16 protein-coding genes are annotated in these 18597 nt (G+C 65.8%); 8 read left to right on the forward strand and 8 right to left on the reverse strand.

Going from position 1 to position 18597, the window contains the following annotated elements:
- Nucleotides 1–71 precede the first annotated feature (71 nt).
- A complete protein-coding gene (locus FB464_RS13570; RefSeq protein ID WP_116413380.1) occupies nt 72–623 on the forward strand; it encodes a dihydrofolate reductase family protein in 552 nt (183 codons plus the stop codon).
- An 18-nt stretch (nt 624–641) separates the two neighbouring features.
- On the opposite strand, the gene FB464_RS13575 is transcribed toward FB464_RS13570, so the two are convergent.
- Together FB464_RS13575 and FB464_RS13580 are read right to left on the reverse strand one after the other, a co-directional pair.
- Entirely contained in the window at nt 642–1172 is a 531-nt protein-coding gene (locus FB464_RS13575) for a hypothetical protein (protein WP_246093064.1), read from the reverse strand.
- Between the two features lie 145 nt (nt 1173–1317).
- On the reverse strand, nt 1318–1647 hold the full coding sequence (locus FB464_RS13580; protein ID WP_116413379.1) for an acetyl-coenzyme A synthetase N-terminal domain-containing protein: 330 nt from the start codon (nt 1645–1647) through the stop codon (nt 1318–1320).
- Nucleotides 1648–1781: 134 nt separating this feature from the next.
- Between FB464_RS13580 and FB464_RS13585 the strand changes: the two genes are divergently transcribed.
- On the forward strand, nt 1782–2663 hold the full coding sequence (locus FB464_RS13585; RefSeq protein ID WP_116413378.1) for a helix-turn-helix transcriptional regulator: 882 nt from the start codon (nt 1782–1784) through the stop codon (nt 2661–2663).
- Between the two features lie 316 nt (nt 2664–2979).
- On the opposite strand, the gene FB464_RS19870 is transcribed toward FB464_RS13585, so the two are convergent.
- The gene (locus tag FB464_RS19870) at nt 2980–3249 is read right to left on the reverse strand and encodes a hypothetical protein (protein WP_116413377.1); all 270 of its coding nucleotides are present in this window, start codon (nt 3247–3249) and stop codon (nt 2980–2982) included.
- A 144-nt stretch (nt 3250–3393) separates the two neighbouring features.
- Between FB464_RS19870 and FB464_RS13590 the strand changes: the two genes are divergently transcribed.
- The 4 genes from FB464_RS13590 to FB464_RS13605 are packed head-to-tail and all read left to right on the forward strand — an operon-like array spanning nt 3394 to nt 7510.
- A complete protein-coding gene (locus tag FB464_RS13590) occupies nt 3394–4692 on the forward strand; it encodes a right-handed parallel beta-helix repeat-containing protein (RefSeq protein ID WP_142206704.1) in 1299 nt (432 codons plus the stop codon).
- A complete protein-coding gene (locus FB464_RS13595; RefSeq protein WP_170151831.1) occupies nt 4689–5918 on the forward strand; it encodes a sensor domain-containing phosphodiesterase in 1230 nt (409 codons plus the stop codon). The genes FB464_RS13590 and FB464_RS13595 overlap by 4 nt, the downstream gene beginning before the upstream one ends.
- Before the next feature lie 2 nt (nt 5919–5920).
- On the forward strand, nt 5921–6934 hold the full coding sequence (locus FB464_RS13600) for a GGDEF domain-containing protein (protein WP_116413374.1): 1014 nt from the start codon (nt 5921–5923) through the stop codon (nt 6932–6934).
- 9 nt (nt 6935–6943) lie between these two features.
- A complete protein-coding gene (locus FB464_RS13605; protein WP_116413373.1) occupies nt 6944–7510 on the forward strand; it encodes a phosphatase PAP2 family protein in 567 nt (188 codons plus the stop codon).
- Between the two features lie 7 nt (nt 7511–7517).
- Here FB464_RS13605 and FB464_RS13610 read toward each other — a convergent pair whose 3' ends face one another.
- Entirely contained in the window at nt 7518–8438 is a 921-nt protein-coding gene (locus FB464_RS13610; RefSeq protein ID WP_246093065.1) for a decaprenyl-phosphate phosphoribosyltransferase, read from the reverse strand.
- Between the two features lie 227 nt (nt 8439–8665).
- On the opposite strand from FB464_RS13610, the gene FB464_RS13615 reads away from it, so the two are divergent.
- Both FB464_RS13615 and FB464_RS13620 read left to right on the forward strand, forming a co-directional pair.
- Complete coding sequence (locus tag FB464_RS13615) at nt 8666–9949, forward strand: FAD-binding oxidoreductase (protein ID WP_211327272.1); 1284 nt, start codon at nt 8666–8668, stop codon at nt 9947–9949.
- Nucleotides 9949–10752: an SDR family NAD(P)-dependent oxidoreductase gene (locus FB464_RS13620; RefSeq protein WP_116413370.1), complete on the forward strand. Its 804-nt coding sequence runs from the start codon at nt 9949–9951 to the stop codon at nt 10750–10752. The genes FB464_RS13615 and FB464_RS13620 overlap by 1 nt, the downstream gene beginning before the upstream one ends.
- 16 nt (nt 10753–10768) lie before the next feature.
- On the opposite strand, the gene FB464_RS13625 is transcribed toward FB464_RS13620, so the two are convergent.
- The 4 genes from FB464_RS13625 to FB464_RS13640 form a co-directional block, all read right to left on the reverse strand.
- Entirely contained in the window at nt 10769–12712 is a 1944-nt protein-coding gene (locus FB464_RS13625) for a glycosyltransferase (RefSeq protein ID WP_116413369.1), read from the reverse strand.
- Nucleotides 12709–14415, reverse strand: a complete 1707-nt coding sequence (locus FB464_RS13630; protein WP_116413368.1) for a hypothetical protein — start codon at nt 14413–14415, stop codon at nt 12709–12711. The genes FB464_RS13625 and FB464_RS13630 overlap by 4 nt, the downstream gene beginning before the upstream one ends.
- Nucleotides 14416–14466: 51 nt before the next feature.
- Nucleotides 14467–16497, reverse strand: coding sequence for a hypothetical protein (locus FB464_RS13635; RefSeq protein ID WP_116413367.1), 2031 nt, complete (start codon nt 16495–16497; stop codon nt 14467–14469).
- Nucleotides 16498–17415: 918 nt separating this feature from the next.
- Complete coding sequence (locus FB464_RS13640) at nt 17416–18396, reverse strand: hypothetical protein (RefSeq protein ID WP_142206705.1); 981 nt, start codon at nt 18394–18396, stop codon at nt 17416–17418.
- Nucleotides 18397–18597 lie beyond the last annotated feature (201 nt).

The following is an 18597-nucleotide window of genomic DNA, read 5'->3' on the forward strand; positions in this document are numbered from 1 at the left end:
AGCATGCCGCCTCCACTGGATTCCCGTCGAATCCCTCTGCCAGAATGGCAACAACGTCAGGAGAATCCCCCATGCGCAAGCTCACCGCCGGCCTCTTCATGTCGATCGACGGCGTCGTCGAGTCGCCGAACCTCTGGCAGTTCGACAGCTTCGACGACGAACTCGGCGCCCAGATGGGCGCGCTGATGGGCTCGGTGCAGACCGCGGTGCTCGGTCGCTCCGGCTACCAGGACTGGTCGGCCTACTGGCCGAACGCAGGCGACGGCGACCCGTTCGGTGCGTTCATCAACCCGATCGAGAAGCTGGTCGCCTCGCGCACCCTCACCGGTGACCTCGCCTGGCAGAACTCGACCCTGATCGAGGGCGACGTGCTCGAGTTCCTCGCCGGGCTCAAGCAGACCGACGGCGGCGACATCTCGCTCTTCTCCAGCATCTCGCTCACCCGCCAGCTGCTCTTCGCCGGGCTCCTCGACGAACTGACCCTGATGATCCACCCCGTCGTCGCCGGCGCCGGCCGCCACCTCTTCGAACCGGATGACCCCACCACCCGCCTCGAGCTCCTGCGTTCCACGATCACGAGCAAAGGCAACGCCGTGCTCACCTACGCGCTCCGCGCCGCCTGACTGCCCCGCCCCCGGCGGTCAGAGCGAACTCTTGCCTCGCCTGATTGCTTCGTGCTTCCGCGCGAGTACCTGGTCGATGCGCTGGCACTCACTGATCAGCCGGGCGGCTTCAGGATGAACGTATCCGGCGATCCCGATGAGATCGTCACGCAGCCGTTCGATCGGGGCGCGAAAGATCGGCTCGTGATGCGCAAGGCGATTGCGGAAGCGGCGGACATCGTCGAGTTCTCGATGCAGCTGTTTCCTCCGCCGTCCTCCAAGAAAGGGAAAGGCCTTTTCGACTCTCGGCTGCCTTTCGCGCCGCATGAGTCGCACGGTAGGAAGGTTCCACCAATCATCGGCTCGATTCATACGCATCGCGTCGTGCACAGAGTTCCGCACGACCACCTCGACGATACTGATGGGCCCCCAGAAAGCAGCCGTCAATTCCACATTCCAGACATACAGTCGCGCCGCATGATCGGCATGGCCCTCACAGTGATCGAGGTACGTTGCGAACCGTGGCTCGCTGAGCAGCGACGGCAGATTTGGCAGGGCGGACGGATCCACGGGACTCCTCGAGATCATCGCCCCCTGCAAACGACAGTCGCCCCAGGAGTCCGGCTGAGGCCGAATAGTCCTGGGGCGGTACATGAGGAATTGTTTCATAGAGAATGGACGCAGTCAAACGGGTGCTCCCGCACGCGCGGGCGGGTCAGGGCGCGAGCGCCGCACGCGCCTCTGCGTGGAACGCCTCGAACGCGCCGGGATCCGCCAGCGCCTCGCGACTCGCCCCCTCGAACCAGCGCTCGTGAGGCATGACCTCCTCGGCGAGTGCCACCTCCGCCCGATCGTGGAACCGGATTTCTGCGAAGTCGGCGCATGGTTCCCAGAACCGGCCCAGATCATCCACCGACCAGCGGTGCAGCGCCGCGTAGTCGAGCGGGTCGAGAGCCGCTCCCCGCCCACGCCGCCGGTCTCGTTCACGTGACGGGCGAACCGCGCGAGCCGCGACGATGCGGCGACGGACGGATCGGGCATCCACACCACCGGCGGCGCGCCCTCAGGGGAGCTCATGTGAGAACACTGGCGACTGGGCCATGCCCGCGGGGCAAGAGCAGTGAGGCAGGTAGTCCCAGTGCCTCCCCCACAGGCTGGTTCGCGGCGTACCGTGGGGTCATGGGCGACCTCCGAACCGACATCCGCGAATTCCTGACGTCGCGGCGCGCGCGCATCACCCCCGAACAGGCCGGCCTCCCCGCGTACGGCGGCAACCGCCGCGTCGCGGGCCTCCGCCGCGAGGAGGTCGCGATGCTGACCGGCGTCTCGGTCGACTACTACGTACGCCTCGAGCGCGGGAGCCTCGCCGGCGCCTCCGACAGCGTGCTGGACGCACTGGCGAACACGCTGAAGCTCGACGACGCGGAGCGCCAGTACCGCTTCGACCTGGCGGGCACGTCCGGCCCGGCCCGCAGGGGCCCGCGCAGGAAGCCGAGCGCGGTTCGGCCGGCCGTACTGCAGGTGCTCGACGCGATGACGGATGCGCCGGCCTGGGTGCGGAACGCCCGGCACGACATCATCGCCGCGAACCCGATGGGCCGGGCCCTGTACTCGGCGGTTTTCGACGATCCGCGACGGCCGGTCAACACGACACGGTTCACCTACCTGAACCCGGCGGCACGGGAGTTCTGGCGCGACTACGACCAGATCGCCAACGACGCGGCGGCCATGCTGCGACTTGAGGCGGGCCGGAACCCGCACGACCCCGACCTCATCCACCTCGTCGGTGAGCTGTCGACGCAGAGCGAGCTCTTCCGTGAACGGTGGGCCTCCCGGGACGTGGTGTTCCACCGGAGCGGGCTGAAGCGCCTGCACCACCCTGTCGTCGGCGACCTCGACCTGAACTACGAGTCGATGGTGCTGCCGAGCGAGCCGGACCTCGTGATGAACGTCTACACGGCCCCCGCCGGTTCGCCGACTGCGGATGCCTTGCGGGTGCTGGCCTCATGGGCCGCGACACAGGAGCAGGGCGCTTCGCTGGTCGACTCCCGGGCGCTGTAACACGATCCCGTGGTGCCTCGGGGCGGCCCTGCACCAGAACAGGTCACCCTCGAAACCTAAGGGCGCGACACCCCGGAGGCCTGATCCGAGGCCCGCTTCCACACCGGTTCGGGCACCCTGAAGGTACCCGACTGCACTCCCTCGCCGTGCATGCCGCAGACGGGAGACGAGATGCGGTCGCCGTCACGAACCACGCTGAGAACCTGGTTGCCGACCCTCTCGCATCCCGGGAAGATACACGGCGGACCGGAGAGACCTCCGGTGCTGTTCCTTGGCGCAGAGGCCCTGCGCAGTGCCGTGACCACCCGGTGGACGATCACGATCGAGCCCTGCTCATGTCGGTGCCCGGCTCGGGGAGAGGACGCGACAGCCCCCGGATCTCCGCGTTCCTGACCAGCTCATCGTGGGGGATGACACCCCAGTCGATGTCGTGCGCATGCTCGCTGCAGACAGGGCACTGCAGGGTGTCTTTTTCCCGGTCAAGGTCGATCGTCTTCGCGACAGGCTCCACGCAATTCTCGAAGACACATCTGACATCGGGCATAGTGCGTCCTCTCCGCTGCAGGGTCTGGGCTGCGAGAATCATTCAATCGTATGGGACTAAGCCATTCGGGTGACACACTTGACAAGCGAAACATTATTATGTTCGCCATTCAGATACGCTGTCCCACACGCCCTCACTCGCCTGTCCTGGCGATGTGCAGTTCGGCTCGAGGGGGGAGTGGAAGACGTGGTCGCAGACCTCATCATCGCTGCAGAACTCACACGGAGGGCACTGTTCACCGGTGCCGCTTCCGGGGCGGTCGCACCTTCGGCTCTGGCCGACACCGCGCCCGCATACATTCCGGTCTCCGACAAGGCGCAGCCGAATGGGGTCGCCTCCCTCGACGCCGACGGACACATCTACGTCGACCAGATCCCGCCCGGGCTCGCCACTCTCGACGCCGACGGACACGTCTACGAATCCCAGCTCCCTCCCGCACTGGCCCTGCACGACGACCTCGTGTTCAACGTGCGGGACCACGGCGCCGCAGGCGACGGTGTACAGGACGACCTTCCCGCCATCCGGGCGACCATCGCCGCCGCGACCGCACACGGGGGCGGCGTCGTCTGGTTCCCGGTCGGGATCTACGCCATCTCGGCCCCGATCGGCGACACCTCCACCGGGCTGAGCAACCTCACGCTTGCGGGGGCCGGATCCCAGATCGCCACGATCCGTGCGACGACGAATGCACCGATCCTCACGGGCATCTGGTACTCGTGCACGGTCGTGAACCTGGTACTCGACGCGAACGGACAGGGCGCGCCCTGCATTTCCGCCCATCTCGACAAGACGCACCTCGAACGTCTGTGGCTGCTCAACTGGAACGGCTTCGGCATGACCCTGAACGACGGCACCTTCAGCGATGACGGTGGACTGCTCAATGTCATCAGCCACTGCAACATCCAGCAGAACACGGGCACGGGAATCTCCACCGGCTACCGTTTCTACGACTCGTGGATCTCCGACAACAACATCGGAGCCAGTTACGCCGATCTCTCGCTGGAGGGGGGACCGGTGCGCGTTCTCGGCAACCATCTGGACGGATCCCCCACCTACAACATCGAGTTCCGGGGCAACAAGAGGATCGTCGTCTCGAACAACATCCTCGAGGGGTCGAGGAAGCAGTCGATCGTGTACCGGATGCCCCCCTGGCTGACATCTGACAAGCCGCAGATCCAGATCATCGGCAACACATTCTCCAATGGCGGCAAACTCGCCCAGAACGTGTACCCCGCCATCTCCATCACCGGCGTCTCGAGCGCCGCCCGGACCGAGGGTTTCACGGTCACCGGAAACACGTTCGCCTGCGACGATGTCGGCGCAGGCTGGACCTACATCATCGAGGCACAGTTCGCGCGGACCATCGCGGCCGTCGGCAACCAGTGGAAAGAGGGCCACATGGCCACACAACCATGCCGGTTCGTCACCTGCTCGAACACCGAGGTGATCGGCAACCACGCCGACAACGTGGTCAAAACCACATGACGATCGGCGGGCCCGTCTCGGAATCGGTCGACGAACTCCGCCGGATCATCGACGAGAGAGACATCCGCACCTATTTCCAGCCTGTCGTGGACCTCGACTCCGGCACCGTGATGGCCTACGAGGCTCTCAGCAGGGGGCCGGCCGGATCGGCGTTCGAGATGCCCGACACGCTGTTCCGTGTCGCCCGGGAAGCGGAACTCACGACCGAACTCGACCGGGCCTGCGTCGCCGCCTCCCTTCTGGCGGGCCAAAGGGCCGGCATCACCGAGCCGCTCTCCCTGTTCGTCAACGTCGAAGCTCAGGCCCTCAAGAGTCTCGCCGATCTTCTGCCACTCAACCTGGTCATCGTCGTGGAGATCACGGAACGCGATCTGCTCGTCGACCTCGGACTGCTGCTGCGGTCGGTGGCGCGCCTGAGAGAGTCGGGGCTGAAGATCGCCATGGACGACGTCGGCATCAATCCGGCCTCACTCGCCCTGCTCCCTCTGCTGCGCCCCGACTTCATCAAACTGGACATGAGTCTGCTGCAACGACAGCCGACCAGGCACACTGCACGGGTCATGGATGCGGTCAGCACGTACCAGGAGGAGTACAACGCGGTCATCATCGCCGAGGGGGTCGAGACGGAACAGCACGTCGACCAGGCCCGGGCGCTGGGAGCGACCCTCGGGCAGGGTTGGCTCTTTGCCAAGCCGAGTCCCGACTTCCCTGCCGAGGCCCCCCCGGGGGTGCACGTCTCCGTCACCCAGCCGGTGATCGGCAAGGAGTCGACACCGTTCTCCGTCGCCCGGCAGTTCCGGTCTCCGATGGTGTCGACCCGGCCGCTCCTGATCGAGGCCAGCAAGCTGCTGGAGGCTCGCGCCCTCGACGGCGACCGGTCGACGATCGTGCTCTCGACCTTCCAGCACACCGCGAATTTCAGCGAGACGACGCGCGACCGGTACGGCTCCCTGTCCGAACGGAACGGATTGGTTGCGGTCTTCGTACGTGATGACAGCCCTTTGTCGGTTCCGGCCGGTGACAGCCGGATCAAGGTGCGGACCTTCCCGGAATCTGACCCCCTCGAGTCCGAGTGGTCGGTCATCGTCGTGAGCGCGACCTATGCCGCGATGCTCACGGCAAGCCGCCAGGGCGCCGCAGACAACGAGGACAACTACGAGTTCGTCTTCACCCACAATCGGGAACTCGTCATCCGTGGCGCTCTCACGCTGGCGGTGCGGATGTGAAGATGTTCGTCGGTCTCACCGCGCGGCAAATGCGGTCGCTGTCGATCCAGGTTGTCTTCTTCCCGGGCGCAGCCTTCCTCGGAGTCCTCGCAGTCGAGGGAGACTTCAACCCCGGATGGGCCCGCTGGGTGGCGTTCTTCGGAGTGGCCGCCGGGCTCGCCGTCACCATTGTCGCTCGGTTCACTCCCTGGGTGACCAACGCGTTCACCACCCGGCTGATCGCCGCGACGATGGCGCTCACTGCGATGATCGGGTTCACCATCCAGCCACCGGCTGTCGGTGTGCTGACAGCGTTCGTGTACCTCGGCATCGCTGTCGGGGGCGCGGCCTTCCTCCGGCTCAGAGTTGCGATCGCGTTCATTGTCGTCTGTACGATCCTCGGCCTCTCGGTCGTACTGATCCGCTCCTCCGTCCCCCTCGTCGCCTCGATCGTCTTCCTCGCCCTCACGACGATCACCACGATCGTCGTGATCGTCCTCCGGCAGTCGCTCCAGGCCGCTCGCGACGAAGCCATCGCGCTCTCGCTCACGGATTCGCTCACGGGTCTCGCGAACAGGCGGAGCATGGATGCCCAGGTGCCCCTGATGATCGCCGTGGCCGAACGAACCAGCCAACACCTCGGCTGCCTGCTGATCGACATCGACCAGTTCAAGACTGTGAACGACGAGCAGGGCCACAGTGCCGGTGACCGAGTGTTGTTGTCGATCGCCGACGCCATTCGCGAGGCGACCCGAGAGGCGGATCTCGGCGTACGGATCGGCGGAGACGAATTCTGTGTGTTCACGATCGTCAGCCGTCGTGGAGACCTCCAGATCATCGCGGAGCGTCTGAGGACGCTGGTGCAGAACCTGCCGACAACACCGGTCACGACCATCAGCGTCGGGGGCTCCTCGACCGTTCCGGCGGCAGCTTCTTCAGAGCCCCCCCTCACCCTCGACGACCTCCTGCACAGGGCCGATCAGGCTCTCTACGAAGCGAAATCCGCCGGTCGCAACCAGAGCAGGATCTACGGCTAAGGTGAGCGCATGACCTCACTGCGCGCCTCGGAGACCCGGCTCATCGTCACCGTGCAGCAGTGGCCGGTGTCCCGTGCGGCCGTCCCTGTCGCACGGTTGATGAGCCTGTTCGGGGAGCACGCGGCGGGTTGGATCCTCCTGGGTCTCGTGGGTGCCGTACTGGATGAGCCCCGCAGGTTCGCCTGGCTCGCCGGAGTCCTGGCCGTGGTCGTGGCCCATGGCGTCTCCATCGTGGTGAAACGGCTCGTCAGGCGCCTCCGCCCGGGAATCGTCGTCAGAGCGGGGTCGCGCGGCGACTCCGTGGGCGGCTACGCCTCGAGCGACGCCGGCCCGGTGAAGGTGTACGCGACGGCCCCCAGCAAGCTGAGCTTCCCCAGTTCGCACGCGTCGTCGACGATGGCGGCCGTCATCGTCTACACCGCCCTGCTTCCGTTGCTCTGGCCGGTCGCTCTGCTCGTCGTCGTGGCCATGGGGTTCAGCCGGGTCATCCTCGGCATGCACTTCGTCACCGATGTGCTCGCGGGCTTCGGCATCGGGATCCTCGTCGGAGTACCGACTGCACTGTTGACCGCCTGACAGGGACTCAGGGGGTCGGCAGTTCCCAGCCGTACAGTCGCGCCAACACCGACATCAGGAAGAGCAGCGCCCAGAGGGCAGCGCAGATGAACAGCTTGGGGTCCCTCAGCACGACCTCCTCAGGGGCGCTCGCCTCGCCCCGCTCCACATCGAAGGCGTACAGCAGCAGGGCGACTCCGAAGGGCACGATCGAGGCGATCGAACCGATCGACGTTCCACCGTTCAGGTCGAAGGCCCACATCGCGTAGGACAGCATGGTGAGCGTCGCCGCGACCGTCCAGATGAAGCGGAGGTAGCCGACGGAGTAGAGGTCGAGCGTCCTGCGGGTGTGGAGTTCCTCGCTGCCGGCGCTCCTCACCTTCTCGGAGTAGCGTTTTCCCGCGACCATGAACAGGGAACCGGACGAGATGACAAGCAGGAACCACTGCGTGACGGGCACGCCCACCACAGCGGCGCCCGCTATCGCCCGGAGGACGAAGCCGCTCGCGACGACGATGATGTCGATGACGGGCTGGTGCTTCAACCAGATGCAGTACGAGACCTGGACCACGACATAGGTCAGCAGCACAGCGGCGAAGAGCGGGTACCCGACGATGAAGGCCACAGCGCTCGGAATGACCAGCAACGCGATGGCGACGGGCCAGGCGGCCCGTGCAGGGAACTCGCCCGACGGTATCGGCCGGAACCGTTTCGTGGGGTGCACGCGATCGGACTCGATGTCGAGGAGATCGTTCAGGATGTAGCCACCCGACGATGTGAGACAGAACGCCACGATCGCGAAGACGACCTCGACGATGACCCCGGGCTCCAGGATCACCCCGGCGGCGAGTGGCGCGACCGCGAGCAGCACGTTCTTCATCCACTGCTTGGGCCGCATCGCCCGGAGGAACGGTGGGCTCTTCGGCACCGTAGTCTTGAGAACTGTCACGACATCCCCCGATTCGAACGCTCATGCAGCTCATGCACCAATACCCCCCGTAATGGGGTCTGCACTCCTATACTAGAGCTACAATCTCCCCCGAAAGGGTCAACCATCCCGAGAGAACAGGGCGCGAGCGTCGACACGAACATCTCCGTCTGCGCCGGCCGGGCCAGAGCGGACACCCGGTGACCCGGGTCTCGTCGTGGGGACGACTGAGCGACGCTCCGCATTCGGTGGTTCCCATCACGTCGGCGGCCGCGGCACCGGCCGTGCTCCGAGCCACGGCTCCCGGCATCGCCCGCGGTATGGAACGGAGCTACGGCGACGTCGCGCTGAACGCCGGCGGCACCCTGTGGGACACCAGGTCGATGAACCGTCTCGTGTCGTTCGACACCGTGACGGGCATCCTCACCGTCGAGCCCGGGGTGCTGCTCCGCGACATCCAGGCGACCTTCAGCAGGCAGGGCTGGATGCTCGCCGTCACGCCTGGCACGGAGGCGGTCACCGTGGCCGGAGCCATCGCGAACGATGTGCACGGCAAGAACCACGCCACGATGGGGACCTTCGCCGACCACGTGACCTCCCTCACGCTGGTGCGGACCGACGGGGAGATTGTGGAGTGCGGACCGGACGGTGACGGCGAGAGCCGCGGCTGGTTCGAAGCGACCTGCGGCGGGCTCGGGCTCACCGGCCTCATCGTGCAGGCGTCGATCCGCCTGAAGCGCGTCCCCGGGCCGTGGCTGCTCGCCGAAGACATCCCCTACCAGTCCCTCTCGGAGTTCTTCGAGCTGTCGGATTCGTCGGAAGCGTCGTTCGAGCACGTCGTCTCGTGGATCGACATCACCACCGGCGGTGGCCGGCGCGGGATCGTCTCCCGGGCGAACTCCATCCCGTCGCCCCACAGGGACCTGCCGGCGTCGGCGACAGTGCTGGGAGCCGCCCGGGGCGGCATCACGTTCCCGGTCGTGCCGCCCGTCTCGCTGGTGAACAGCCTCACGCTGCCGCTCCTGAACCGGGCGTACTACCGTCTCAAACGGGCAGGGGCCGGCGCGAAGGTGGTGCACTACAAACCGTTCTTCTATCCGCTCGACGCGATCGGTGACTGGAACCGTGCCTACGGCCCGCAGGGTTTCTACCAGTACCAGTGTGTTCTTCCGCGGGAGAACGGGCTGGAAGGTGTGCGGGAGATCCTGGCCATCGTCGCCCGGTCGTCGCAGGGATCTTTCCTCGGCGTCCTCAAGACCCTCGGGGAGCGCGAACCCATCGGCATGCTGAGTTTCGCCCGGCCCGGCGTCAACCTGACGATCGACTTCCCCAATCTGGGGCAGTCGACGCTCTCCCTGCTCTCCTCCCTCGACTCTGTCGTGGCCGCTCACGGCGGACGCCTCTATCTGGCCAAGGACGCCCGGATGCCCGTCTCTCTCTTCGAGGCGGGTTACCCCCGTATCGAAGAGTTCGTCACCTACCGCGATCCGGGCATCAGCTCGGAGATGTCGCGCCGCCTGTTAGGAAGCTGATGCCCGGTTCCCCCACCCTCCCCGGTTCCCCCGCACGGCCAGGTCCGACCTGGCCCACCGACATCGTCATCGTCGGTGCGACGTCGGCGATCGCGGAGAACTGCGCGCGCCTGTGGCTGGAGGGCGGGTCATCCAGCGCCCTGCTCATCGGACGCGACAGCGTCGGGCTCGAACGCATCGCCACCGACTTCCGGGTGCGTTTCCCCTCGGCGACCATCTCGACGTCGGTGACCGATCTTCTCGACGTGCCGTCGATCAGGGACTCGGTGGCCGGCTTCGCCGGGGCAGGCGCAGCGGGGGCTCCTGCCGGTGCCGGCCTCACGGTGCTGATCGCCCACGGTTCGATGATCGACCAGGCCGAGTCACAGGCCGACCTCGGCAAGGCCGACTCGGTCCTCCAGGTCACGGGGGTGTCCCCGTCGCTCTGGATGGAAGCGTGCGCCGACACGATGACGGAAGGGACGATCGCCGTCCTCGGCTCCGTGGCCGGCGACCGCGGGCGGAAGAAGAACTACATCTACGGGGCCGCCAAGGGTCTCGTCGAGCGCATGGCGGAAGGACTGCAGCACCGACTGGCCGGTTCGCCGCTGCACGTCGTGCTCGTCAAACCCGGGCCGACGGCCACCCCGATGACAGCCGGCCTGCCGCAGTCCGGGCTCGCACCCGTTGCAGCCGTCGCAGCCGAGATCGTGAAGGGTGTGAACGCGGCCCGCCCGGTCGTCTATGCGCCCCTGAAATGGCAGGCCATCATGACCGTCGTCCGACTCATCCCGCGACCCGTCTTCAATCGTCTCGACTTCTGAAGCCGGGCGGTGCGTCTCAGGCCGCGTTCCCCTCGAAGGCTGAGTCCTCGTAGTCTTCGGTGAGCCCGTGCGGGGTCTTCTCCCAGTGGTGCGGGCTGAAGACAATCTGCCACGCCGCCCGCCAGGCCGCGATCGAATGCAGGATCCAGTACGCGGGATTGAGCAGCGCGAACATCGCGACGCGCCAGTTGTACCGTTTCCACGCAGCGAGCCCCGACACGATGATCATCAGCCCATTGGAGAAGAGCATGTTGGTCGTGCCGGCCACGATCAGCCACTCCGGCAGGTCCAGCCCGATGAACTGCACCCCGAGGTAGGTGAAGACGGTGAACCCGAGCACGAGCGGGTAGAGCAGGAAGGCCAGGGGCGTGCCGAGGATCAGCGCGACCAGCGAGAGGGCGCCGAGCGGTCCGTTCACCCTGAACCAGCGCACCGGATGCCTCGTGTTGACCGCAGCGGTCATGATGTAGCCCTTGATCCAGCGGGTGCGCTGGCGGATCCACGCGCCCACCTCCGCGCAGGCCTCCTCCCCGGTGGATGCCTCGACCACACCGACGCGGTAGCCGTGGGCCGCGACCCGGAGGCCCAGGTCGGCATCCTCCGTCACGTTGTACGGATCCCACGCGCCGAGCTGGCGGAGCACCGCCGTGTCGAAGTGGTTCGAAGTACCGCCGAGCGGAATCGGCAGGTGCGACTGGTCGAGGCCCGGGAGCATCGAATCGAACCAGTGGGCGTACTCGACCGAGAACAGCCGCGTGAGAACGTTGTAGTCGGCATTGAAGTACACGAGCGCACCCTGCAGGCAGACCAGCCTCTTCTGACCCGGATCGACGTACTTCCGCTCGAATTCGTCCTGCCGGAACGCCGCGACGGTGTCTCGGAGCTGCGACGGGTTCGGCCTGTCCTCCGCGTCGTAGATGACGACGAACTCGCCCCGAGCGAACGACAGACCGTAGTTGCAGGCCCTCGGCTTGGTCTGCGGGCCGCCGGGCGGCACGATCACCATCCGCACATATTCGGGCGGGCGCATCCTCCGCACGGCCGAGATGGTCTCCTCGTCGTCGGCCTCGAGCAGCACCATGACCTCGAGCTTCGCCTTCGGGTAGTCGATGGCGCCGATGTTCACCAGCAGCTTGCTGATGATGTTCGCCTCCTTGTAGGCGGGAATCAGGATCGTGTAGACCGGCAACTCGCTGTCGGCGATCCGGGAGGGGAGAGGCCGGAGCCCGCGGCGCACCCGCTCGAGGGACACCTCGGTGGCCCACCGCTCCTTGTTGCGCAGGTTGAACGGAGCCCGGAAACCAGCCACGGCCTTGAAGCCGATGTTCATCAGGAAGATGAGGTTGGCGGCCGTGAGCACCACGACAAGGGTCACGGTCAGGTCGATGAGGCAGCCCACGACCACCAGGGCGACGAGGATGCCGGGCACCACGATCTGCCAGCGTCGGAGACCCGCCTTGGCTGATTCGTCCGAGCTCTCGGTGGCCAGGGCATCCGATGCCCCGAACAGCAGGCGGGTGCGGCAGGCGGCCTCGACGGCCTGGTTCAGGTCCCAGTCCGTCGTGGTCCGGACCGTGATGGTCTGCACGCCGAGCAGCACCCGCGCGGCATCGACGACCTCCTCGGTCGGTGGAACGGTCGTGGCGATGATGGCCGCGTCGCCCTCCCGCCGCCACGGCACCCAGCCCGCCTCGATGTACTGTTCGGGCTCCTCCGCCGCGAAGAGGCCGGCCTGAGGGGGATGCTCGATCAGGTCGACGAGCGGCGCGTTCCACTGCACCGCGAGCGCCTCGAACATCTCCCGGCGGGTGACCGCCCCCGAGAGGATCAGCTGCCGCCCGAGCAGACCGCCTTCGTGCGCCTGCTTCCGCAGGGCATCCTGCAACTCGGCCTCGGAGACCAGACCGGCATCGACCAGGATCTCGCCGACACGACGGGACGTGCTCTCGCGTCCTGTCATCCCCAGATCCTCTCGTAGATGCGGTAGTCACCCTTCTCGAAGACGACCCGGTACGACGTGGCGAACGACGGCTGGTCCTTCACGCTGTCGTAGACGAGGTCGGCCACACCGGTCTGGCTGAGCTCCGGGGCGTCCGCGGTCGAGACGAAGACCCATTTCGCATGCGTTCCGGGACTGGCGATCGCCTCCTCGAACAGGGCACCGGTCGAGCGGTTGTAGTAGTCCACCAGCGGAATGCCGATCTCCGGCAGGAGGGCGCTTCCGGCGGCCGACTCGTCCATGAGCACCTGCCCCCCGTCGTAGTGGTCGCGGAGGTAGGCCGCCGCATCCGTCGCTCCGCTGGCACTCTTCAGCTGCACGTACCCGTCGGCTTCGGCGATGACGGATGACCGGGCCGGGTCGGTGGCCCACCAGGCCGTCTGCAGCACCAGCGAGAGACCGAGCAGCGCGAGAAGACCGCCACGCACGACGGGCACCCGGGAGATGCTGTCGACGAAGACGGAGGCCAACACCGCCAGCCACGGGATCACGGCGAGCGCGTACCGGGAGTTCCACCAGTTCTCGGGCAGGGAGTGGTCGTTGTTCATGTGCGTCTGCCCGAGGAAGAGGCTGAGCAGCGAGAACGCGTACGCCACCCCCATCACCCAGACGAGGAGCGCTCTGTTCGACAGGCCCCAGCGCCAGGCGAGGACGACAGCCCCGGCGATGCCGAGAACCACGGTGAGAAGGCCTGCCGTCTCGAGCACCGACCAGTTGTAGGTCCAGAGCGTGAGGCCGGCATTGTGGGTGTAGGCCAGCAGCCCGGCGTCGGCTGTCGCCTTCTGCAGGTTCGATGCCGAGTACTGACCGTTCAGGAACTCGAGCGGGTTGCTGTAGACGGCGAAGTTGTAGGTCAGCCACCACGCGATGGCGAGAGCGGGGAGGGCGGCGAAGGCGAGGACCATCTTGACGGCGTACCGCCACTCCCTCTTCCTGCGCCAGCTCGCAATGAGCACGACCACGGAGCCGCCCACGACCAGCACCCATCCCTCGTAGCGGGAGAGCGTCGCTCCGGCGGCGGGAAGACCGGTGAAGACCATCATCTCGCCGGCGCTCAGGTTGCGCTTCGAGGTGACCCAGTGCGCGAGCCCGGCGAAGCAGGCTGTCATGCAGAGGATGAGTACCGGTTCGGTGAGTGCCGTCGTGTACACGTACAGGATGCTCGGGTTCGCGACGATGAGCAGAACACCGGCGATGCGGGCCGGGCGACCGAGACCGATCCGCGCCGAGACACGGTAGACCCCGCAGGCGGTGCCCATCAGACAGACGACGCCGAGGAGGCCGGCGGCGAGACCGGTGTGCCACAGCCACAGGTTCTGCACGAAGGGCACGAGGATCAGACTGGGCACGGGGAGCCAGACGGTGCCCAGCTGCGTGAAGCCGGGGGCCTTGCTGTCGAAGAGCCGTCTCGAGATCGTGAGGTGGCTCTGCGAGTCGGCATAGGCCAGGTTGAGGCCGGACGTGGTCGAGACGATCACTGCGGCAAGCCCGACGACGAGGGCGAGCACGGCGATCACCAGCGTTCCGGGCACCCGCCGGCCGACAGCGGGTGCTCCCAGCGAGTCCCAGCGCTCCAGCATCCAGCGGGTGAGTCTCGACAGGGCAGGGGATGACGGCTCGTCGGGCGCCGCTCTGGGCCGGGGGTCGCTCGTCACGAGGCTCATCGCGGCACCCTCAGTCCGAGGATTCCCACGCCGACGGACCAACCGGGGCGATCACCGGGCAACCCCGGAATCCCGGTCGGCCGCGAGCTGCGCATCGACGTAGCGCTTCAGTTTCGCCCGTCGACGGCGGCGCGTGAGTTCGCCGACCACCGCGGCGAGGATGAGGATGGCCGCCACCACGACGGTCCACAGGGCGTACCCGTTGTAGTCGCTCGTCACGGCGGCCTGCGGAACGATGGCGTTGCTCGAGAGCTGAACCGGCACGTCCCCGCCGGGTTGCGCGACGACCACATCGCCGTTGAGCCCGAACCATGCTCCGGCATTGGACAGCGAGTAGTTCGCGGCCTGCCGCTGGAGCTGGTCTGTGGCAGCAGGGTCCGAACCGTCCGGGGCCCAGCCGCCGAGAAGGAGCACGTTCCGGCCCTCGGTCTCGAACGCCTCCAACGCGGCATAGGGGAGGGTCGCTCCGACACCGAAGACGACGGCCTTCGAGTCGATGGACCGGAAGGCATCGAGTCTCAGGGGGGCCTTCAGGGCATCCGAATCGTCCGACGTGGCACCCACGATGAGCCCGGACCTGTCGGAGGACACGAACTCCCCCGCCGGCAGCACGGTCAGATCGAGCTGCACGCGCGAATTCCGCTGCAGGGAGGCGACGACGTCACCGGCGGCAGCGACGGAAGAGGCGTCGGTCATCCCGGTTCCGAACGCTACCGGAAGCGTGGTGCCGAGCACCTGCGGGAACCGCTGGAACCCCGTGTCCAGGCTCTGCCCGCGGGTCGCCGCGACCGATGACCCCGCGTTGTCGACGAACAGTTCGATCGGAATGGACCGGGATTCCGGGAGGCACTCCCCTGTCGCAGGCGCGGCACTGAGCGTCACCTTCAACGCATTCGAAGCCGTGAGACGCGATGCGGCGACGGGGAGCGTGACGTCGAACGCCGGGGTGTGCCCGAGCACCGCCGAGCCGATGAGGTAGTCGTTCCAGTAGACGTTCATGGTGGCGACGACGGAATCCGGAATGTCGGAGTGCGTGCCGACCAGGTGCACCGTGGCGTCGCCGATCGGACCACCGAAGCTCGACTGGCTGACATTCACGACGGCGTCGGCCTGTCCGTAGCGGGCCAGGGCGATCTGCGCTCCCGCGCCGAGATCCTGGAGGGTCTGCGTCAGACCGACCGTGGTGGTTCCGGACTGGGTGAGACCGGATGTCTCGGCCGTGTCGGCCAGGGCCAGATAGTCGCTGCCGAGGGCAGCCCCGGCGGCGGCGAGATCCGCCTCGGGCCCGGAGACCGTCAGGGTCGGCACGCCTGCGGCGTCGGTCGAGAGGGCGGTCGTGACGGTGTCGCCCGAAACGGCGAACGCGACGACCCGCCCGCGGGCCGGCTCGACGTCGACAGCGTCAGCGGCGTCGGAAGCGGTCGACAGGCTGAGAGCGACCGGAGACGGGTAGGCATGGGCGAGCGAGCCCACCGCGGCGAGGCCGGCCTGGCGGAGGGCATCGCTCGGGCCGTCGGGAATCGTCACGGAGATCGCGTCGAGGGCCGGTGAGAAGAAGTCGGCAAGCGACGTCGGGAGCTCGGGCTGGCCCTCGAACCCCAGCGACACGTCGCCGACAGAGACGACAGCGGAGTCCGGGGCGACGCAGACGGAATCGCTGCCGGCCCCAGCTGCCACATACTCGAAACCGATGGCGACCTGGCCGTCGGCCACATCGGCGGCGGAGAGCGGGACGCTCACGGTGGCCGGGGCTGTCGGATCGACGACCTGCCGCACCTGGCCCTTCACGATGACCCTCACACTGCCGGCCACGCCGTCGGAGGCCGCCACAACCGGCTCGATGAGCGTCGTCGCCTGAGTGGGTGAGAGCCCCGCGGGCACCTTCACGGTGACGAACACCGGCGCCGAATCATCCGGAAGCTCGTCGATGCCGGCCGTGACGGTCTGGCCCGACGCGTCCACCGCCTGCACGACGGTGCCGATCGACGCCGCAGAGGCCGACGAGGCGAACACCGTCACCAGGATGGCCGCGATGCCTGCGCTCGCGAGAAGGTGGGCGAAGGGGGAGGAGAAGGGACGCATCGACCATCCGACATGAGGGGGCACCCGAGGAGCCCGGCTGACATTGGCATTCTTTGGACAAAAAAGGGGATTGCCTTGACCGGTCTGCGGCGGTACACAGCTGCGAAGTCAGCACAATCCTACGGGATATGGCCCCCGTTCGGAGGACACGACTCCCGACTCGCCTCCCAACCCGCGCCCCGGAAACCAGGAAAGCCCCCCGCCGGGGCGGAGGGCTTTCGGGTGGTGCGCCCGGAGGGATTCGAACCCCCGGCCTTCTGATCCGTAGTTCCAGGCGACCCGTACACCCTCGTTTCAGAGCGTGTCATCATACGGAAATCCTACCCCCCACGTTCCCCGGCATGTCCACGGATCTCGGCGAGGTGGCTATTCGTCTGGCTATCGCAAGCTCAACCCGAGGAATACGCAGGAGTTGGTGGAAATGCTCCGACCGACTGTCGAGCAGCGTCAGATCATGGTCGTAGCGTGTAAGAAGCCCAGTACAACTCGACTATGGATCGCAGGACATAGAGGAGTTGGTATGCGACCAAACCCGCTGCTACCGCTGTAGCCCACGGGTCAGCCGCAGACGTGCCAACAAAGATGGCCAGACCGGCTAACCAAGATGTGCTGGCTAGACCTGCAAGCACTGTCCAGAGGAGGAGCGTCCTCATGTTGTCGAGTACAGACTTTCGCTCCTCATCGAAGATTAGGTCGGGATTTGACCTAGCGTCGATGCTCCGCTCCCAGAAGCGCATAGCCATCGTGAAAGTCAATCCGGTCATGATCGACGTTGCGGTGAGAAGCGCCCCCACTGCATTGGTGCGGACGGCCATACATAGCACCACGACACTAACCACGACTGCCGCAACGAGAATTGCTAACTCAAGCCATAGTCGAATGCCGCGCCTCGGAACGCCGGGGGCCAGGCCCAAGTGGTCACGCACTATCTGGAACGATGTGATCTGGGACATTCCAAACCACCTTCCATGTAGAGGGAACGACTACCTCTTCGCCGGGATCGGGTATCACGCAGTAGGTTGCGGAAGATGTGCCGATGCCGAAGTTACCGGCAACGTCTGACACTGCATCTTTGCACACTGCGAGGAAGTCATCGTCCTCTGGTTTAAACCGGTCAGCGACCGTACCGTCTCCCGTGGGTTTCAGTTTTGGTTCAAGCGTGTAGGCCAGTGCAGGCCCTTCATCCATTCCCAGAGTGAAGCTTCTGTGGTTGCCAGAAGGAAGAGTGACATGCAGGTCTGCCGTTACGCCTAGCTCTTTGAGACGTTCACCCGAAGTTTCTAATCCATTTGCAGCTAGGCCAGGGTTCAGCACCGCAAATATCTTGTCTGCGTCAAGCTTGGCACCCGTCGCGTCGGTGTAGTTCGAGAGCTTTCTCGCCTTCCGAAATCGCCAACGAAGGGAAAACGATCCGTCGGCGTTCGACAGATCCATGAGCTTGGCGGATGGATCATTCTTATCAGGGAACTGAAAATCAAGGCTTCTCAGCGCCAGGTTGGTATTTTTCAGATCAGCGGCGGTGGTCAACGCCTTGATGACCGTAGTCACTTCGTGGAAATTCTGTCGCAGAGTATCGCTGATCAGTTTGACGAGGAAGCTGGCGACCCCTCGATTACCGATGCGCTCGGTCAGCAAGACTGCGAACTTCCCGTGCGCTGGAAAGATCACAACATTGCGGAAATCAATGTGTTCCGTGTGTCCAGTCTTCCTCTCGAACACGATCTTCCCGTTGTCATCGATTCGAGACTCGATGCCCTTACTCCCCTGCGTAACCGTGAAGTAAATCGTTTGGGAGTCCTTGAACACTGACGCTATTACGAAGGTTGTATCGTCTTTCTTCGCGAAGGCGAATGGTTTATGACCCTTCGAAGCCACCAGCGTTTGCGCCAAGAGGTCCACGAGCTTGGTGCTACGACCGTCGAGATCGTCTAGAGGTCTAGTTTCCGCTCCATGCTCAGACCGCGGTTTGATTGATATCAGATAAGGCACCACTTGATAAGTCGCCAACGTCTCCCCTTTGGAACCCCCGCGTCATGCGGCTAATTCAGAATGGTATCGACGTTAATCAGTCGCCGTGACTGGCATGCATGGAGACACGGT

Origin of the sequence: Subtercola boreus, from assembly GCF_006716115.1 — a bacterium.
GTDB lineage: Bacteria > Actinomycetota > Actinomycetes > Actinomycetales > Microbacteriaceae > Subtercola > Subtercola boreus.

Bases quoted from the DNA above. Each gene is read 5' to 3' on its own strand.
- FB464_RS13605 (WP_116413373.1), top strand. From the start codon at position 6,944: ATGACCTCACTGCGCGCCTCGGAGACCCGGCTCATCGTCACCGTGCAG.
- FB464_RS13625 (WP_116413369.1), bottom strand. From the start codon at position 12,712: ATGACAGGACGCGAGAGCACGTCCCGTCGTGTCGGCGAGATCCTGGTC.
- FB464_RS13620 (WP_116413370.1), top strand. From the start codon at position 9,949: ATGCCCGGTTCCCCCACCCTCCCCGGTTCCCCCGCACGGCCAGGTCCG.
- FB464_RS13585 (WP_116413378.1), top strand. From the start codon at position 1,782: ATGGGCGACCTCCGAACCGACATCCGCGAATTCCTGACGTCGCGGCGC.
- FB464_RS13635 (WP_116413367.1), bottom strand. From the start codon at position 16,497: ATGCGTCCCTTCTCCTCCCCCTTCGCCCACCTTCTCGCGAGCGCAGGC.
- FB464_RS13595 (WP_170151831.1), top strand. From the start codon at position 4,689: ATGACGATCGGCGGGCCCGTCTCGGAATCGGTCGACGAACTCCGCCGG.
- FB464_RS13600 (WP_116413374.1), top strand. From the start codon at position 5,921: ATGTTCGTCGGTCTCACCGCGCGGCAAATGCGGTCGCTGTCGATCCAG.
- FB464_RS19870 (WP_116413377.1), bottom strand. From the start codon at position 3,249: ATGATTCTCGCAGCCCAGACCCTGCAGCGGAGAGGACGCACTATGCCC.
- FB464_RS13570 (WP_116413380.1), top strand. From the start codon at position 72: ATGCGCAAGCTCACCGCCGGCCTCTTCATGTCGATCGACGGCGTCGTC.
- FB464_RS13630 (WP_116413368.1), bottom strand. From the start codon at position 14,415: ATGAGCCTCGTGACGAGCGACCCCCGGCCCAGAGCGGCGCCCGACGAG.